This window comes from Flavobacterium omnivorum, assembly GCF_900099915.1.
GTDB lineage: Bacteria > Bacteroidota > Bacteroidia > Flavobacteriales > Flavobacteriaceae > Flavobacterium > Flavobacterium omnivorum.
In genome coordinates, this window is record NZ_FNDB01000004.1 from 139,842 (window position 1) to 156,362 (window position 16,521).

General features: G+C 33.9%; 14 protein-coding genes. 11 read left to right on the top strand and 3 right to left on the bottom strand.

The window, feature by feature from the left end; genetic code table 11:
- The first annotated feature begins 40 nt into the window (after window positions 1-40).
- The 3 genes from BLS90_RS05895 (at window position 41) to BLS90_RS05905 (ending at window position 4,371) form a co-directional block, all read left to right on the top strand.
- Window positions 41-1,336 (top strand): tetratricopeptide repeat protein, encoded by a 1,296-nt coding sequence (locus BLS90_RS05895; protein ID WP_091256379.1) that lies wholly within the window; start codon window positions 41-43, stop codon window positions 1,334-1,336.
- 92 nt (window positions 1,337-1,428) lie between these two features.
- On the top strand, window positions 1,429-3,642 hold the full coding sequence (locus tag BLS90_RS05900; protein WP_091256382.1) for a TonB-dependent receptor: 2,214 nt from the start codon (window positions 1,429-1,431) through the stop codon (window positions 3,640-3,642).
- Window positions 3,643-3,783: 141 nt separating this feature from the next.
- Window positions 3,784-4,371 (top strand): glutathione peroxidase, encoded by a 588-nt coding sequence (locus tag BLS90_RS05905; RefSeq protein WP_091256794.1) that lies wholly within the window; start codon window positions 3,784-3,786, stop codon window positions 4,369-4,371.
- Window positions 4,372-4,562: 191 nt separating this feature from the next.
- Here BLS90_RS05905 and BLS90_RS05910 read toward each other — a convergent pair whose 3' ends face one another.
- Window positions 4,563-5,513, bottom strand: coding sequence for a tRNA dihydrouridine synthase (locus BLS90_RS05910; protein WP_091256385.1), 951 nt, complete (start codon window positions 5,511-5,513; stop codon window positions 4,563-4,565).
- A gap of 108 nt (window positions 5,514-5,621) precedes the next feature.
- Window positions 5,622-6,125 carry a GNAT family N-acetyltransferase gene (locus tag BLS90_RS05915; RefSeq protein ID WP_091256388.1) on the bottom strand — a complete coding sequence of 168 codons (504 nt, stop codon included), beginning with the start codon at window positions 6,123-6,125 and terminating at the stop codon, window positions 5,622-5,624.
- A 96-nt stretch (window positions 6,126-6,221) separates the two neighbouring features.
- Here BLS90_RS05915 and menD point away from each other — a divergent pair, with 96 nt between their 5' ends.
- Both menD and BLS90_RS05925 read left to right on the top strand, forming a co-directional pair.
- Window positions 6,222-7,883, top strand: coding sequence for a 2-succinyl-5-enolpyruvyl-6-hydroxy-3-cyclohexene-1-carboxylic-acid synthase (gene menD, locus BLS90_RS05920; RefSeq protein ID WP_091256390.1), 1,662 nt, complete (start codon window positions 6,222-6,224; stop codon window positions 7,881-7,883).
- 87 nt (window positions 7,884-7,970) lie between these two features.
- Complete coding sequence (locus tag BLS90_RS05925) at window positions 7,971-8,312, top strand: DUF2853 family protein (RefSeq protein WP_091256392.1); 342 nt, start codon at window positions 7,971-7,973, stop codon at window positions 8,310-8,312.
- A 150-nt stretch (window positions 8,313-8,462) separates the two neighbouring features.
- On the opposite strand, the gene BLS90_RS05930 is transcribed toward BLS90_RS05925, so the two are convergent.
- Window positions 8,463-9,815: a M28 family metallopeptidase gene (locus tag BLS90_RS05930; RefSeq protein WP_091256394.1), complete on the bottom strand. Its 1,353-nt coding sequence runs from the start codon at window positions 9,813-9,815 to the stop codon at window positions 8,463-8,465.
- A gap of 323 nt (window positions 9,816-10,138) precedes the next feature.
- On the opposite strand from BLS90_RS05930, the gene BLS90_RS05935 reads away from it, so the two are divergent.
- From BLS90_RS05935 to BLS90_RS05960, 6 genes are all read left to right on the top strand, one after another.
- Window positions 10,139-10,993 (top strand): CvfB family protein, encoded by an 855-nt coding sequence (locus BLS90_RS05935; protein ID WP_091256397.1) that lies wholly within the window; start codon window positions 10,139-10,141, stop codon window positions 10,991-10,993.
- Window positions 10,994-11,723: 730 nt separating this feature from the next.
- Complete coding sequence (locus BLS90_RS05940; RefSeq protein ID WP_073354068.1) at window positions 11,724-12,554, top strand: 1,4-dihydroxy-2-naphthoyl-CoA synthase; 831 nt, start codon at window positions 11,724-11,726, stop codon at window positions 12,552-12,554.
- Window positions 12,555-12,636: 82 nt separating this feature from the next.
- Window positions 12,637-13,158, top strand: coding sequence for a PH domain-containing protein (locus BLS90_RS05945; RefSeq protein WP_091256399.1), 522 nt, complete (start codon window positions 12,637-12,639; stop codon window positions 13,156-13,158).
- Window positions 13,158-14,672, top strand: coding sequence for a PH domain-containing protein (locus BLS90_RS05950; protein WP_091256401.1), 1,515 nt, complete (start codon window positions 13,158-13,160; stop codon window positions 14,670-14,672). Before BLS90_RS05945 ends, BLS90_RS05950 begins: the two co-directional genes overlap by 1 nt.
- Before the next feature lie 85 nt (window positions 14,673-14,757).
- The gene (menA, locus tag BLS90_RS05955; protein ID WP_091256404.1) at window positions 14,758-15,720 is read left to right on the top strand and encodes a 1,4-dihydroxy-2-naphthoate octaprenyltransferase; all 963 of its coding nucleotides are present in this window, start codon (window positions 14,758-14,760) and stop codon (window positions 15,718-15,720) included.
- A 122-nt stretch (window positions 15,721-15,842) separates the two neighbouring features.
- Window positions 15,843-16,520, top strand: coding sequence for a metal-dependent hydrolase (locus tag BLS90_RS05960; protein WP_091256406.1), 678 nt, complete (start codon window positions 15,843-15,845; stop codon window positions 16,518-16,520).
- The last annotated feature ends 1 nt before the right edge of the window (window position 16,521 follow it).

The window sequence follows — 16,521 nt, forward strand, 5'->3', positions numbered from 1 at the left end:
ACAAACAAACAAACAAACAAAGAAAAAAAACAATTAGAGTATGAAAACTTTAAAAACACTATCATTTTTAGTTTTCACAATCCTATTCCTATTCGGTTGCGATACTAAATCAGAACAAATTACAAAAGCTGAAGATTATAACAAATACTTGATTTTAAAAGACAATAAATCATTGACTTTTGCTCATCAAGAAATTGATTTTTGGCAAAAAAAATACAATGTAGCTCCTAATCAAATCAGTTATTTAAGTCAACTAGCATCGAACTACAACACACTTTTTGAATATACAGGAAATATTAAAAACCTATATAAAACGGAAGAATTATTGACAAAATCTAATGAAGCTTATGATTACTCTAGAGTTTCAACACTTCGATCTTTGGCAAGAAATTATATTTCGCAACACCGTTTTAAAGAAGCGTTGGTATTAGCAAGTAAAGCATTAGCCATAGGAGAAGGGAAAAAAGAAACTCAAAAATTATTGTTCGACGTTCAAATGGAATTGGGTAATTATCCTGAGGCCGTTAAAAATTTGAATGCGGTAAGAGACATGAATAGTTTTGATTATTTAATTCGTCTGGCAAAGTGGAATGATCACAAAGGGGATTTGGATACAGCAATAACTTTCATGGAAAAGGCAAGAGATATTGCTGAAAAAGAGGATAATAAAACACTTAAAATTTGGTCCTATTCTAACCTAGGAGATTTTTATGGTCATGCTGGAAGAATTCAGGAATCGTATGACAGTTTTCTAAAAACATTAGCATTAGACCCTAATTATTCCTATGCTTTAAAAGGAATTGCTTGGATTGTTTTCTCCAAAGAAAGAAATGCTAACGAAGCAAATAGAATTATTGATGCTATTGCCACCACACATAATACGCCCGATTTTTATCTGTTAAAATCTCAAATTGCCGAATTTAAAGGAGATAAAACCAATGAAATAAGAAATAGAAATGCTTATTTTTCTATGATGGAGAAAAATAATTATGGTGCTATGTACAACAAATACAATGCTTTAATTTATGCTGATGATAAAGAAACGGCTTCAAAAGCATTAGAAATTGCTAAAATTGAAGTTGCACATAGACCTACTGCTGATTCCTATGATTTATTGGCTTGGTCTTATTTAAATGTAGGAGAAAATAAAAAAGCATTAGAAATTGCTCAGAATCATGTGGTTGGAAAATCATTTGAACCAAAGGTACAATACCACTTGGCAATGATTTATAAATCAAACAATTTAGCGATTAAAGCGAAACCTATTAAGGAAGAATTGCTGACTAGTTTGTATGAATTAGGTCCTAATTTCGAGCAAAAGGTAAACCAATTATAGCGTATGAAATGAGCATAACCTGAAATTGGTGTCAAACACCAAATAAGATATGCGAATTCCATATTCCAATAAAAAGCAAATATTATCTTCGTATGAAAAATATTATTTTGGTGATGATTACCCTTTTTGGATTGTCTTCCTATGGCCAAATCCAAAAAGGAAAAGTCTTGGATCGCGATGGAAATCCTGTTGAGAATGCTTACTTGGTGAATACAAATTCTGAAAGCCATGCTCACACGAATGAATTTGGGTTGTTCAGTTTGGACAAAACGCTTTTAGGAGATGTTATTAAAATAACGGCTTTAGGATATAAAAAATCAAATTTCACCATTGTTTCTTCGGATGATACAGTTATTCTCGAAGATGATATTTTCAGATTAAACGAAATTGTAATTCAGCCCAAACTTTCGGCTATGAATGTCATTTCTAAAATTGATTTGCAAACGACACCGGTAAATTCTTCACAAGAAATTTTGAGAAAAGTACCAGGATTATTCATTGGTCAGCATGCTGGTGGCGGAAAAGCAGAGCAAATATTTCTAAGAGGTTTTGATATTGATCACGGAACAGATATTGCCATTTCGGTAGACGGAATGCCAGTAAATGTGGTATCTCATGCACATGGTCAGGGTTACGCTGATTTGCATTTTGTAATTCCAGAAACGGTAGAAAAAATAGATTTTGGAAAGGGCACGTATTATGCCAACAAAGGGGATTTTGCTACGGCAGGATACGTTGCCTTCCAAACTAAAGATAAAATTGAAAAAAGTAGTATTGGAGTCGAAATAGGACAATTCAATACGCTGAGAACGGTGGGCCTTTTTAATCTTTTGGGCAACGAAAAAACACAAAGTGCCTACATTGCCACAGAATATATACTAACAGATGGTCCATTTGATTCTCCTCAAAATTTTAATAGAGTCAATTTATTGGGTAAATATTCTGCTATTTTGAACGATAATAGCAAATTTTCAGTCTTGGCTTCTCGCTTTACCAGCAAATGGGACGCTTCTGGACAAATTCCGCAGCGATTGGTTGATAATAGGACGATTTCAAGATTTGGCGCAGTTGATGATACCGAAGGAGGAAGTACTTCTCGAACCAATTTTAATGCAAGTTTGAGTAAACCAATTGATGAAAATACGTTTTTAAAGGCTAATGCTTTTTATTCGAATTATCAATTTGAATTGTATTCTAATTTTACTTTCTTTTTGAATGATCCAATAAATGGTGACCAAATAAAACAGAAAGAAAACCGGAACATCTATGGAATGAATGCGGAATTGAATAAGAAAACAAAAATAAATGATATTGACGTTTTGCTACAATTTGGAGCTGGTTTTCGTGCAGATGCAACAACAGATACGGAGCTTTCACATACTTTGAACAGAAGAACGGTTCTTGAGAATATAAAATTAGGAGATATTGATCAATCTAATTTGTTTACCTATTTGAATTCTGAATTTAATTTTGGAAAACTGATGATTAACCCAGCGATTCGATTGGATTATTTCAAATTCAATTATCAAGATAAATTAATGGAGAATTACAAAACACAATCAGAATCAAAAGTGAAGTTTTCCCCAAAACTAAATTTAATTTATTCTGAAAATAACAATTTGCAGTTTTTTGTAAAATCAGGAATGGGTTTTCACTCTAACGATGCGCGAGTTGTTGTTCAAAATAATGGAAAACAGATAGTGCCAACTGCTATAGGAACGGATATTGGTGCCATTTGGAAACCATTTCCAAAGCTAATTGTGAATGCTGCATTATGGTATTTATTTTTAGAACAGGAGTTTGTTTATGTTGGAGATGCGGGAATTATTGAGCCAAGCGGAAAATCAAGACGTATGGGAGCAGAGTTAGGATTGCGTTATCAGTTGAACGATTGGTTGTATTTTGATGCTGATGCAAATTATACGTATGCTAGAAGCATTGATGAACCAAAAGGCCAAGATTACATTCCATTGGCACCTGATTTCACGACGACAGGTGGATTGAGTTTCCAAAAATTGAATGGTTTTTCAGGAGGAATCAGGTATCGTTACTTGAAAAGTCGTCCTGCAAATGAAGATAATTCAATAGTTGCCAAAGGTTATTTTATTTCCGATTTAAATGTTAATTATCAATATAAGAATATCAATTTCGGAATAGCAGTAGAGAATATATTTGACACTGAATGGAACGAAACGCAGTTTGCCACTGAATCTAGGCTTCAAAATGAGCCTGAAAGTGTCGAAGAAATTCATTTTACTCCAGGAACGCCTTTCTTCATGAAAGGAAAGATTAGCTACACGTTTTAAATACCACATTAAGATTTGTTGTTTATTTGTTTGGAAGCCTGGCAATTCATAGTGTCAGGCTTCTTTTTATTTAACTACTGTTTAACTAAAAAACACTTTTTTAAAACAAATATTTTTTTAATTTTACAAAAAATTTCAATTATGAAAAAACTTGTATTTGCAGCAACCTGCACTTTACTATTATTTAGCTGCCAAAATCAGGCGCAACCTAAAAAATCTGACACTACCATGAAAACACCAGCAATAGCAAAAGAAACCATTTATCAGTTCAAAGTAGAAGATTTATCAGGAAAGAGTTTTGATTTTGCGTCTTTAAAAGGCAAAAAAGTAATAATAGTAAATACTGCTTCAAAATGTGGTCTAACTCCACAATATAAAGATTTAGAAGCTACTTATAAAGAATATAAAGACAAAGGCTTGGTAATTGTGGGTTTTCCAGCTAATAATTTTGCTTCGCAGGAACCAGGAACTAACGAAGAAATCGCTACTTTCTGCCAAATGAATTATGGAGTAAGTTTCCCAATGATGGATAAAATTTCTGTAAAAGGAGATGATATGGCGGCTATTTATCAGTTTTTGACTCAAAAAGCTAAAAATGGCTTGCAAGATTCGAAAGTAGAATGGAATTTCCAAAAATACCTGATCAACGAAAACGGAGAATTAGAAAAAGTTATTTCTCCGCAAACTTTAGTAACAGATCCAGAAGTATTAAATTGGTTAAAGGCATAATTTTCTACCACTAATTTGCGACTATTTATTAAATAAAAAAAAAGAGATTTTCAGTCAAATGAAAATCTCTTTTTTTTATGGTTTCAGTAAATGTCGAATATTTTTTAAAAATTGAACAATTAAGAAAGTAAGTTACTTTGAAACTCAGAGCTTAATTTTTATTAATTTCTTAAAGGTTTATTTTTTTTTCTTTAGAATTTTTCGTTTCTGAAAATTTCCGCAACAGCAGCTTCATAATTTCGAATACTTTGTGCTTTTTTTATTTTCTTTAAAACTTTATGCGGATTAGAAAATGTAGCCGAAAAGTATTCCCATAAATGGTACATTTTCAATAAAATATGGGTTGAACCAGAAAGTGATTCGCTATAAATAGCATACAGAGTATCATGAAAAGCACTGAATAATTCAATTTTGTTGGCAGGATACTCTGCAGTATTATTTTTTATCATACTGGGTAAAAATGGATCCGAAATTAATCCTCGGCCAATCATCCAATGGTCAATAGTTGGAAAGCGTTGCTGCATTTCATGAAATTTAGCAACCGAGGTTATGTCACCATTATAATACAGTTTGTGTTTGGTGTTATCGACACATAATTGAAACGCATCTAAGTTTACGCCACCTTTATACAATTGCTTTCCGATACGAGCATGAATCGCAATATTTTTGATAGGATACGTATCTAAAATAGGTAAAACATCCAGAATTTCTTCACTGTTTTCATACCCCAAACGCATTTTCATAGAAACAATAATGTCAGATTCAGTATGTGCTCTGTGGAGGATATTATTAATTTTTTCGGGATTACTTATTAAGCCGGAACCCATGCCAGACTTGGTAACCATAGGATAAGGACAGCCTAAATTCCAGTTTAACTCTTTATACCCCAATTCTCGAACATATTTTGCTACAAATAAAAATTCATCGGCATCATTTGTTATTACTTGTGGAATAACCTCTAAATCCTGATTATTCTCCGGGAGCAGGTCGCGTTCGTAAGATGGTTTGATAACCATTTTTCCGTTTAAGCGAATGTAAGGCGAGTAAAAAGTATCAATTCCGCCAAAAAGTTTGTTTTGTGCGTTTCTAAAACGAAAGTCGGTAAATCCTTGTAAAGGCGATGAAAGAAGAGTAAAGCTCATAATAATTATAAAGGTGCAAAGATACACTTTAAATGTACTAGACTTTAGCTTATAGAAACATTCAATTGTAATTACAAAAAAACAATTTGTGAAAATTTGTGGTGAAAATTATTTTTTATCCAAAATCAATTGCATGAAAACAGAACTCAACCAACGATCAAATTTATAGCCAGATTCTTTGATAACACCAACGGTTTCAAAACCAAATTTTTGATGAAAAGCTATACTTCCTTTGTTCTCGGAGTCAATAACACCAATCATTGTATGGTATTTTTGTTTTGTTGCCAATTGAATTAATTCAGCCAATAATAATTTACCAACTCCTTTTCCTAAAAATTCTTCTGCAACATAAACAGAATGTTCTACTGTAAAACGGTAACCTATTTTATGACGAAAAGTACCATAAGTAGCGTATCCAATTGTTCCGTTTTCAGTTTCTGCGACAATTACAGGTAAATCGTGGGCTAACTTGTCTTCAAACCACAATTTATGGGTTTCAAAATCACGTGGCTCATAATCATAAATCGAAGTACTGTTCAGTATTTGGTGATTGATGATTTCCAATATTGTATCTAAATCGGTAAAAACAGCCGGTCTTATTTTGATTTCCATGAAGCATTTATTTTCCTTCAAAATTAAGAAAAAAGAGCTAAAAATAAAGCAAAAAGCCTTGCAAGTTTGTAACTTTGTTTATTTGAAACTAAAACAATGATTTACCCCAAAATACCTTTAGCACAAAGCATTATTGAAATTTGTTTGGATAAAGGAATCACCACCATAATTATTTCTCCAGGTTCTAGAAATGCCCCGCTTACAATTGGTTTTGTAAATAATCCCGCCTTTCAATGTTACAGTATTGCTGACGAGCGTTCGGCTGCTTTTTTTGCATTGGGAATAGCGCAACAAACCAAGCAACCAGTGGCTTTGGTGTGTACTTCCGGTTCTGCGTTATTGAATTATTATCCGGCTTTTGCAGAAGCATTTTACAGCCAGATTCCTATGATTGTGATTTCGGCAGACAGACCGCAAAGCAAAATTGATATTGGCGACGGGCAAACCATCCGACAGGAAAATGTTTTCGAAAATCATTCACTATACAATGCTAATTTGCATGAGGATGTTTCAATCGAAAATGATTTAAAAATCAACGAAGCCATCAATACAGCTATCACTCACAAAGGACCTGTTCACATTAATGCACCTTTCGAGGAACCTTTGTACGAAACCGTTTCGGAACTTTCAGTCAAAGTAAATACTATCGCTTCCGCAAATGTGACTCAGACGATTTCCATGGAAGACGTTTCGGAATTTGCAACGATTTGGAACAATTCCACCAAAAAGATCATTCTGGTTGGCGTGAATGATCCGAATGCTATTAGCGAAAAAATAATTGAGGCTTTCGCCAAAGATGAGTCGGTTGTAGTGTTGACTGAAACGACTTCTAATTTGCATCATGATACTTTTATCAATAATATTGACACGATAATTACGCCTTTTACGAATGAAGATTTTGAAAATTTTCGTCCGGAAATTTTAGTCACTTTTGGCGGAATGGTTGTTTCAAAACGAATCAAAGCTTTTTTAAGGAAATACAAACCAAAACACCATTGGCATATTGATTCTTGGAGAGCGTATGATACTTTTGGCGCTTTGACCCAACATTTTGAAGTTGACCCAAATGTATTTTTTGACACTTTCATGCCACTTACAGAATCAATACAAAGTAATTATTTCGAGCAATTAGACGCTGTAAAAGCATTGCGAAAACTAAAAAGTGACATTTATTTAGATAAAATTCCTTTTTCGGATTTTAAAGTTTTCGATAAAGTGATGCAGTGTTTGCCTCTCAATAGTCAATTGCAAATCAGCAATAGTTCAGCGATTCGATATGCCCAATTAATAGATATTGATCCTTCAATTGAAGTGTATTGTAATCGCGGAACCAGCGGAATCGATGGAAGTACTTCTACTGCAATTGGTGCGGCTGTAGCCAATGATAAACAAACCGTTTTCATTACAGGTGATATTGGATTTTTATATGATAGTAACGCATTATGGAACCATTATATTCCAAAAAATTTCAAAATTATTTTGATTAATAACGGAGGTGGTGGTATTTTTAGAATTTTACCAGGGCATGAAGAAAGCCCTGTTTTTAATACATTTTTTGAAACTTCTCATTGTTTAACGGCGGAACATTTGGCAAAAATGTATGGTTTTGAATATAGTATTGCCAGCGATGAAGCTAGTTTATCCAGAAGTTTGACCTCTTTATATGCTAAAAATGAAAAACCAAGTATTTTGGAAATTTTCACACCCACATTAAAAAATGACAGCATTTTGCTGCAATATTTTAAAGAATTAGGCTAATATTTTTTTAAATTCGCAAAAGGAGAGGAATTATTGTTTAAATTTGGATATGTAAAGCTCTATTAATCAAACAGTAAACTTTTATTTATGAGTGCAAGAGATGAATTAATTGTAAAATATGCCACCGATTTGAAAGACAAATGTGGCTTAAATCCAGATATGGATTTGTTGATAAAAGTAACTATTGGTTGCGGTCCGTCAATCTATAATGATGATTCAGCAACCGTAGCCGGAAGTCAGAAATCCGAATTGGATACAGTAAAACACAATTTTCTGATTAAGAAATTAGGACTTACAGATGGTCCAGAATTAGATGCTGCTATAGATGCCGTTATGGAAAAATACGGTCGTTCTAACAGGAATAAATACAGAGTTGTAATTTATTATTTACTGGCTGTTCACTTCAAAAAAGAAAGCGTTTACAATTAACAGTTAATTTGTAAATGGTACCCATAAAAAAAGCGTTTGCCTCGGCAAACGCTTTTTTGTTTGATGTTATATTGAACCACTCAGAAAATATGATTCAACAAGAAAAACTCAATTTTATAAATGGCTGAATGGTTTTAAATCTTCTACTATTTAACGAATAGGTAGTGGGAAAACCGGTAAACTGGAATGTCCTAATGCATCTACAGCTTGAACAGCGAAGAAAAAATTGTCTTTAGAATACGGAATTTCAGCTTTAGTGTCTTTTACAAAAATTGCTTTTTCCCAATGCTGAGAAGATGTCTCTCTAATAAGGATATTATAACCATAAACTGATTTTCCTTCAGGAGCGGTCCATACTAAAGTGGAGAAATTAGTAAGATCTTTTACTTCAATTCCAACATTTGTTGGAGCTTTTGGAGACCAAGCTAAGTTACTGAAAGTGGCTAAATTAGAACAGGTTACCTTCTTCATGTATTCAAAGTCCATAAATTCAGCGAGATCACCATATTGGATATTGTTTTCTTTTCGTACATTTTGATGTTGGTGATCGTAGTTTTCATTCATTTCACAAAAACGAATCGCTGTAAAGCCATTTTGACTGAAAGGCGTATGGTCGCCACCACGTAAAAAACGGTCGTTGCGATACACTAAATTAATGTCTAATTGTTCTACATATTGATTGGTAACTGTTTTGATATATCGGGCTAATTGTCTCGATGGACTGTCGTTATCACGATTGGTTGATTTACGCATTTTTGATTCTGCTTCGGTTTCTAAGAATGGAATTGTCTCACTGAAAACGCGAACTTTAGTATTGTCTCTCAATAAAGTTCCGCTGGATAAACTGTTTCCAATCATATCATTATTGATCATCGCAATTACATTCCATTTTCCATCTTTGGCAACATCCGCTAAATGTTTGGCTCCGTACAATCCTTGCTCTTCACCAACAACCGCCACAAAAATCAGCGTAAAAGGAAATTCTCTTTGACTCATTATTCGGGCAAGTTCCATCATCGCTGCAACTCCGGAAGCATCGTCATTAGCACCTGGTGCATCTGATTTGGCATCCATAACATCTGAAGCACGGGAATCTAAATGGCCGCTTATAATCAATACACGATCATCTTTAGGATCAGTTCCTTTTAAGGTTGCCATCACATTACCCAACTGGCTGTCTGTGGCAATGCGTCTTCCGTCGGCTTTGATAGTGAAAAAATCAATGACTGAAGTTAGTCTTCCATTTGATGCCAAAGCATATTTATCAAATTCTGATTTTACCCAGCGTTGTGCCGCTCCAATACCGCGAGTGTTACTTTTTGTGTCGCTTAAGGTATGTCTGGTCCCAAAAGAGACGAGTTTGCGGACTGTAGCTTCCATGTTTTCCGATTTTACTTCGGCAACCATTTTTTTTATTTCGGGATCATCGACTGTGGTTTGTGCGAAATTGGTATGGGAAATGAATACTAGTAGGAACAAACAGAGAATTGAGGATGGTTTCATTAATAGGTTTTTTTAGTTTCCTCAAAGTTAGTGAAAAAGAAAAACAAAGTGTAAGTGAAATTGGGTTTTTAGATTTGTTTACTCCAATAATGTTCGAAATTCTGAAAAACAAAACGCTCTAATCTAGCCCCGATAGAAGCAAGTATCCCACGCTTTTGGGCGTGGATACTGCGGATAGCGGGACAACTCGTGATGAAACAACGACAGGTTGTGCTCCTAAAAAAGAAAATAGCCATCAAATTTGGGGTTTGTTTTTTTGTGGACGGTTTCTTAATTTACTATTTTCAAAGTTCGTACCTTTGCACTTTAGAAATTGAAAGAAAATGATTGAAATAGGAAAATACAATACGCTTACCATATTACGCGATACCAAAGTGGGTTTGTTTTTGGGAAATCCACAGCAAGATCCAGAAGGAATTCATGACATTCTGTTGCCTAACAAATACGTTCCCAACGAATTTGAAATAGGCGAGGAGTTGATTGTTTTTGTGTATTTAGACCACGAAGAAAGACCCGTTGCTACAACTTTAGAACCGTATATCTTATTGAATGAATTTGCACTTTTGCGTGTGAATTATACCAATCAAATTGGGGCTTTTATGGATTGGGGAATGGAAAAGGATATTTTGGTTCCATTCAAAGAGCAGGCACGTCCGATGGAAAAAGGGAAACGTTACTTGGTGTATCTTTATATGGACGAAAAAACCAATCGCTTGGTGGCTTCTAGTAAATTGAATCAGTTTTTAAAAAATGATCACCTAACGGTTGAAAAAGGGGAAGAGGTAGATTTAATTGTTTCTCATATCACTGAATTAGGAATTAACGTTATCATCAACGAAAAGTACAAAGGTTTGATGTACAAAGATGAAGTTTATGATGATGCGATTCGCACGGGAGATCGCATGCGAGGCTATATAAAAACAATACGTCCCGATAACAAAATAGATGTAGCGTTACAAATCCAAGGCTACGAAAGTATTGAGCCAAATGCCGATAAAATTCTGGATGAGCTGAGAGCGAGTAGAGGATTTTTGCGTTTGACTGATAATTCACATCCTGAGGATATCAAAACTGTTTTGAAGATGAGTAAAAAAACCTTCAAAAAAGCAATTGGTGCTTTGTATCGAGAAAAATTAATAGAAATCAAGGAAGACGGAATATATTTGGTTAACGAATAAAAAAAAAGAAAGACTAATCGGAAACGGTTAGTCTTTCTCTTTTTAATGCTGTTTTAGAATATTAAATTCTAACATCATCAAAATAAATTTAAGTTTAAAGTCGCTTTATTCGCCTGTAAATCGATAGTATTCAAGATACTATTTTTAAAATATTAGCTTAAGCGCAAAGTACTTTAAAGAGTTATTTGTCTTTTAAATGTACAAAAACTTGCGTAAGAGTTAAGAAATAAGTTCACGATAAACCTTTGGTTTTATATATATTGGAAGATGATTTTCTAAATTATTTTTATTAATGTCTCACTTTCGCAAGGACAAGAAAAATAAATCTTTAATTTAACCGTAGGTGTTACTTTTTATTTTTTACTGTTGGGGCAAATGTTTTGTTCATTAACTCGTTTAACAGGGCTTTTATAATAGTATAATAAGATATTACCGTAGAAAAAGGAGCGACAACATTTTTAATTGCATTCAATACATTCTTTTTTTTAGGTTAATAAATCAGTGAAGAATTAATAATTAATCAAGTTGAATACTGTGTATTCGTCTGATTAGCTTATCTTAAATATAGAAATAATTTGAATGAGCACCTGTTAAAATACTTTTTACTCCCTGTTTTTTAACATTTCGTAACCTTTCATCAGAGAAGGATTACCATAACCTTATGCAAATAGAATAGATAGAATGTAAAAAATGATTTATTTTTACACTGAAATAATTTAAATCATTTACAATGGATTGGATCACTGCTAAAGAATACGAAGATATCACTTATAAAAAATGCAATGGCGTTGCCAGAATAGCTTTCAACAGACCAGATGTGCGCAATGCCTTTCGTCCAAAAACTACTGCTGAATTGTATAATGCTTTTTACGATGCACAAGAGGATACTTCTATTGGTGTCGTTTTATTGTCTGCTGAAGGACCATCGTCTAAAGATGGTATCTATTCTTTTTGCAGCGGTGGCGATCAAAACGCACGCGGTCATCAAGGATATGTGGGCGATGATGGACAGCATCGTTTGAACATTTTAGAAGTGCAACGTTTAATTCGATTCATGCCAAAAGTAGTTATCGCTGTAGTTCCAGGTTGGGCTGTAGGTGGTGGACACAGTTTGCATGTGGTGTGCGATTTGACTTTAGCGAGTAAAGAACATGCGATTTTCAAACAAACGGATGCCGATGTAACTAGTTTTGATGGTGGATACGGTTCGGCTTATTTGGCTAAAATGGTGGGACAAAAAAAAGCACGCGAGATTTTCTTCTTGGGACGCAATTATTCTGCTCAAGATGCTATGGATATGGGAATGGTAAATGCTGTGATTCCGCATGCTGAATTAGAAGATACGGCTTACGAATGGGCGCAGGAAATTTTGCAAAAATCACCAATGGCTATCAAAATGTTGAAATTTGCTATGAATCTTACTGACGATGGAATGGTGGGACAGCAAGTATTTGCCGGTGAAGCCACTCGTCTAGCTTATATGACCGAAGAAGCTAAAGAGGGTAGAAATGCATTTTTGGAGAAAAGAAAACCGAATTTCGAGAAAAAATGGTTGCCATAAAAAGTTTGATGTTTAAAGTTTAAAGTTGTTTTGAAAAGTAACTTTAAACTATAGACTTTGCGCTTAAAACTAAATTTTATAAATGGAAAATTTTACAAACGACACAATCGATACCAGCCATCTTCCAAAATTTGAGGAAGTTACTTTTACGAATTTACATCCTAAATATTTTAAAGTGGTGTTGATTAATTTATTGATCGTGATTAGCATCCTTATTTTACTTCCTTCACTAGTCTTTATCTTGAAACCGGAATTATTTCCGGGAAGAATTTGGATGATTTTAGGTGTTTTGCTTCCTATTATTTCAAGTTTGATTATTGTATTTTCTATTATTGGATTTAAGAAAAAAGGATTTGCTTTTAGAAATCATGATGTTTTATTCCGACATGGAATTATTGCAACCAATACAATCGTAATTCCATATAATAGAGTGCAACATGTGGCATTACATGAAGGATTAGTATCACGTTATTTTGGTCTTGCCAAAATTGAAATTTTTACTGCTGGGGGAAGTTCCAGTGATATTGAAATTCCTGGAATAGAGAAAGAGCAAGCCGAGAATATTAAACAATTGTTGATGGGTAAAATTAAAAAGCAATTGTAATGGGATCCGATTTTAGTCAACCACAAAGGCAATCCATAGTTGGGATTTGGGTTATGTTTTTTTACACGCTTCAGCAATATGGTAGAGCGTTATGGCCTATTATCTTAATTTGGGCTTTTAAATTTGATGAAATTAACAAAGTGTATTTAGTAGTGGGAATGCTTCTTCTATTCGCAAGTATCGGAGTTGTTTCTTATTTGAAATATCTAAATTTTACTTTTTTATTAGATTCAGAAAACCAAGAATTTGTTATTACAGAAGGTGTTTTTAATAAAACCAAAACTGCAATTCAGCTGCATAAAATTCAGCAAGTAAATATTAATCAGTCTTTTATTCAAAAGCTGATTGGTGTATATGAATTGGACGTGGATACTGCTGGAACCAACAAGAAGGAAGGGATTATCAAAGCCATTTCGCATCAATTGGCTTTGGATTTAAAATCTCGTTTGTTAGAAAATGAAGGGCAAAAGAGTATTAGCAAAAATGAAGCTATATCATTGGAGGAAACGGAACAAAAACTCTTTGAAGTAGCGCATCCTTTTATAAAAATTAGTTTTTTGAGTTTGCTAAAAGTTGGAATTACTTCTAATTATCAAAAAACCATCGCTTTACTTATTATTTTCTTTAGTACAATTTATGAGAATTTTCAAAATTTTGGAGACGAGAATACCATTTATAAAGAGAAACTAGGGACTTTTATAGATCAGAACTTAGTATCACAAACCATTTTACTAGGCGTAATTGTCTTGTTTATAGCAGTTTTGATTCTAAATGTGATGCGGACTGTGTTTAAGTATTACGATTATAACATAGCCAGACAGAAAGGTTCTTTGTTATTGTCTTTTGGACTTTTGAACACAAAAAGTACCATTATTAAACCTGAAAAAGTTCAGATAACGACTGTTACCAGAAATTATTTCCAGAAGAAAATGGGCATTCTTGAACTAAAAATCAAACAAGCCACTAGTGGAGAAAATGAAGAAAGAAAATCAGCGATAGAAATCCCTGGTTGCAGCGAGTCGGAACGTGACGCTGTTTTAAAGCTATTGTTTCATAAAATTCCTGAAAAAGGATTGATACTCAAGCCAAATTTTCGTAAACTTATTTTTTCCGTTTTCCTTACAATTGGATTACCTTTGTTTGTTTTTATGATAATTGGGTATTGCTTTGTCCCATCTGTATTTGAATATAGTTATTTGGTTCCTATTGCTATCCTTTCTATTGGGCTGATTCAGTACTTTAAATTTATAAATAACCGATTATTCATAAATGAGAATTTTATAATAAAGCAAAGTGGCGCTTGGGATGTAAGCGATGCTATTATTGAACCTAGCAAAATTCAAGCGATTACTACTTCGCAACTTTTTTGGCACAAAAGGCTAAATATAGGTTCGATAACACTGCATACTGCAGGAGGCACGATTGCTTTTCAGCTAGGGAATTATTCAATAATTAAACAACAGGTAAACCGCTGGTTGTACGAAATTGAAACCTCTGATAGCAATTGGATGTAAAATAAAATGGTTTAAAGTTTAAGGTTTAAAGTTGTTTGCACAACAAATCTTAGGTTGTAGACTTTAAATTTTTAAATAAAAAAATATGAAACATTGGATTGAAGCAGCACGTTTACGCACATTACCTTTATCGGTTTCTGGAATAATAGTTGGAAGTATGTATGCTTTGGCACACCCAACAGATAGTATTTTAACACCAACAGAAGTTTTTAACTGGCGATTGTTTGGCTTTGCTATATTGACCACATTAGGATTGCAAATACTATCTAATTTTGCCAATGATTATGGTGACGGCATTAAAGGAACAGATAATGAACATCGTGTAGGACCAAAACGGGCAATTCAAAGCGGTGTGATTACTCCACAAGCGATGAAACGCGCGATTATAATTACATCTGCATTGACGTTACTGTCAGCGATTTTACTGATTTATTATGCTTTTACCGATACCAACTTATGGTTTTCGCTATTTTATTTGGTTTTGGGAATTCTTTCCATTATATCTGCTATTCGTTATACAGTTGGAAATACAGCCTATGGGTATCGAGGATTTGGAGACCTCTTTGTATTTGTATTTTTCGGATTGGTGAGTACTTTAGGAGTGAATTTTTTATACTCAAAACAATTGGATGCGTTGTTGGTTTTGCCTGCTGTTGCTATTGGGTTATTGAGTGTTGGTGTTTTGAATTTGAATAATATGCGAGACGAAGCATCTGATAGAAAATCAAATAAAAATACCATTGTAGTAAAAATTGGTGGTGCTAAAGCTAAAATATACCATTACAGTCTGATTGTAATAGCTATGGTTTTAGTAATTGTTTTTGCTATCCTTGATGATTTTTACTTTGATCAATACTTGTTTTTATTGGCTTATATCCCTTTAACTAAACATTTGATTACTGTTTATAAAAATCAAACCCCTAGGGAATTAGATCCCGAATTAAAAAAACTAGCATTGAGTACTTTTGCACTTTCGGTATTGCTCGCTTTGTGCATGATTTTCTTTTTTTCGGATTTGATTGTTAATACATTGATGGGCGGAAGATAACGAGCAGCCTAGTTTCAATCTTAAAAATCATTAAAAAATAATAATTTTTACAACAAGTATACATCCAGTTTCGAATCCCAAATCGCAGCTAGCATTGGGGATTTGATTTTAAATAAAAAAACATGAAAATAACATTTTATGGCCATGCATCTTTAGGAATAGCGGTGGGTGACAAACATCTTCTTGTAGATCCTTATATTTCTGCTAATCCAAAAGCGGCACATGTTGACCTAGAAACATTAAAAGCCGATTATATTCTTTTAACGCATGCGCACGGCGACCATATTCTGGATGTTGAGGCTATTGCAAAAAGAAGCAACGCCGTAATTGTTTCCAATGCTGAAATTGCAGGTTATTATGCTGCTAAAGGATTTCAGTCGCATCCGATGAATCACGGTGGGAGTTGGAATTTTGATTTTGGAAAATTAAAATTTGTTAATGCCATTCATTCTAGTTCGTTTCCTGATGGCAGTTACGGGGGAAATCCTGGTGGTTTTGTCATCGAAGGCGAGCATAAAAACATCTACATTGCTGGCGATACGGCGCTGAATATGGACATGAAACTCATTCCGATGCGCACTAAACTGGACTTGGCGATTTTGCCAATAGGCGATAATTTCACCATGGATGTTGACGATGCCATTATTGCTTCCGATTTCTTGGATTGTGATAAAATCCTGGGGTATCACTATGATACTTTCGGTTATATCGAAATCGACCACGAGGAATCCATTCGTAAATTTTTCAATAAAGGAAAAGATTTGATGTTGCTGGAAATAGGGAGTTCAATCGAATTATAAA

Excerpts from the sequence above, each read along its gene's own strand:
- BLS90_RS05895 (WP_091256379.1), top strand. The coding sequence starts at position 41 with ATGAAAACTTTAAAAACACTATCATTTTTAGTTTTCACAATCCTATTC.
- BLS90_RS05900 (WP_091256382.1), top strand. The coding sequence starts at position 1,429 with ATGAAAAATATTATTTTGGTGATGATTACCCTTTTTGGATTGTCTTCC.
- BLS90_RS05905 (WP_091256794.1), top strand. The coding sequence starts at position 3,784 with ATGAAAAAACTTGTATTTGCAGCAACCTGCACTTTACTATTATTTAGC.
- BLS90_RS05910 (WP_091256385.1), bottom strand. The coding sequence starts at position 5,513 with ATGAGCTTTACTCTTCTTTCATCGCCTTTACAAGGATTTACCGACTTT.
- BLS90_RS05915 (WP_091256388.1), bottom strand. The coding sequence starts at position 6,125 with ATGGAAATCAAAATAAGACCGGCTGTTTTTACCGATTTAGATACAATA.
- menD (WP_091256390.1), top strand. The coding sequence starts at position 6,222 with ATGATTTACCCCAAAATACCTTTAGCACAAAGCATTATTGAAATTTGT.
- BLS90_RS05925 (WP_091256392.1), top strand. The coding sequence starts at position 7,971 with ATGAGTGCAAGAGATGAATTAATTGTAAAATATGCCACCGATTTGAAA.
- BLS90_RS05930 (WP_091256394.1), bottom strand. The coding sequence starts at position 9,815 with ATGAAACCATCCTCAATTCTCTGTTTGTTCCTACTAGTATTCATTTCC.
- BLS90_RS05935 (WP_091256397.1), top strand. The coding sequence starts at position 10,139 with ATGATTGAAATAGGAAAATACAATACGCTTACCATATTACGCGATACC.
- BLS90_RS05940 (WP_073354068.1), top strand. The coding sequence starts at position 11,724 with ATGGATTGGATCACTGCTAAAGAATACGAAGATATCACTTATAAAAAA.
- BLS90_RS05945 (WP_091256399.1), top strand. The coding sequence starts at position 12,637 with ATGGAAAATTTTACAAACGACACAATCGATACCAGCCATCTTCCAAAA.
- BLS90_RS05950 (WP_091256401.1), top strand. The coding sequence starts at position 13,158 with ATGGGATCCGATTTTAGTCAACCACAAAGGCAATCCATAGTTGGGATT.
- menA (WP_091256404.1), top strand. The coding sequence starts at position 14,758 with ATGAAACATTGGATTGAAGCAGCACGTTTACGCACATTACCTTTATCG.
- BLS90_RS05960 (WP_091256406.1), top strand. The coding sequence starts at position 15,843 with ATGAAAATAACATTTTATGGCCATGCATCTTTAGGAATAGCGGTGGGT.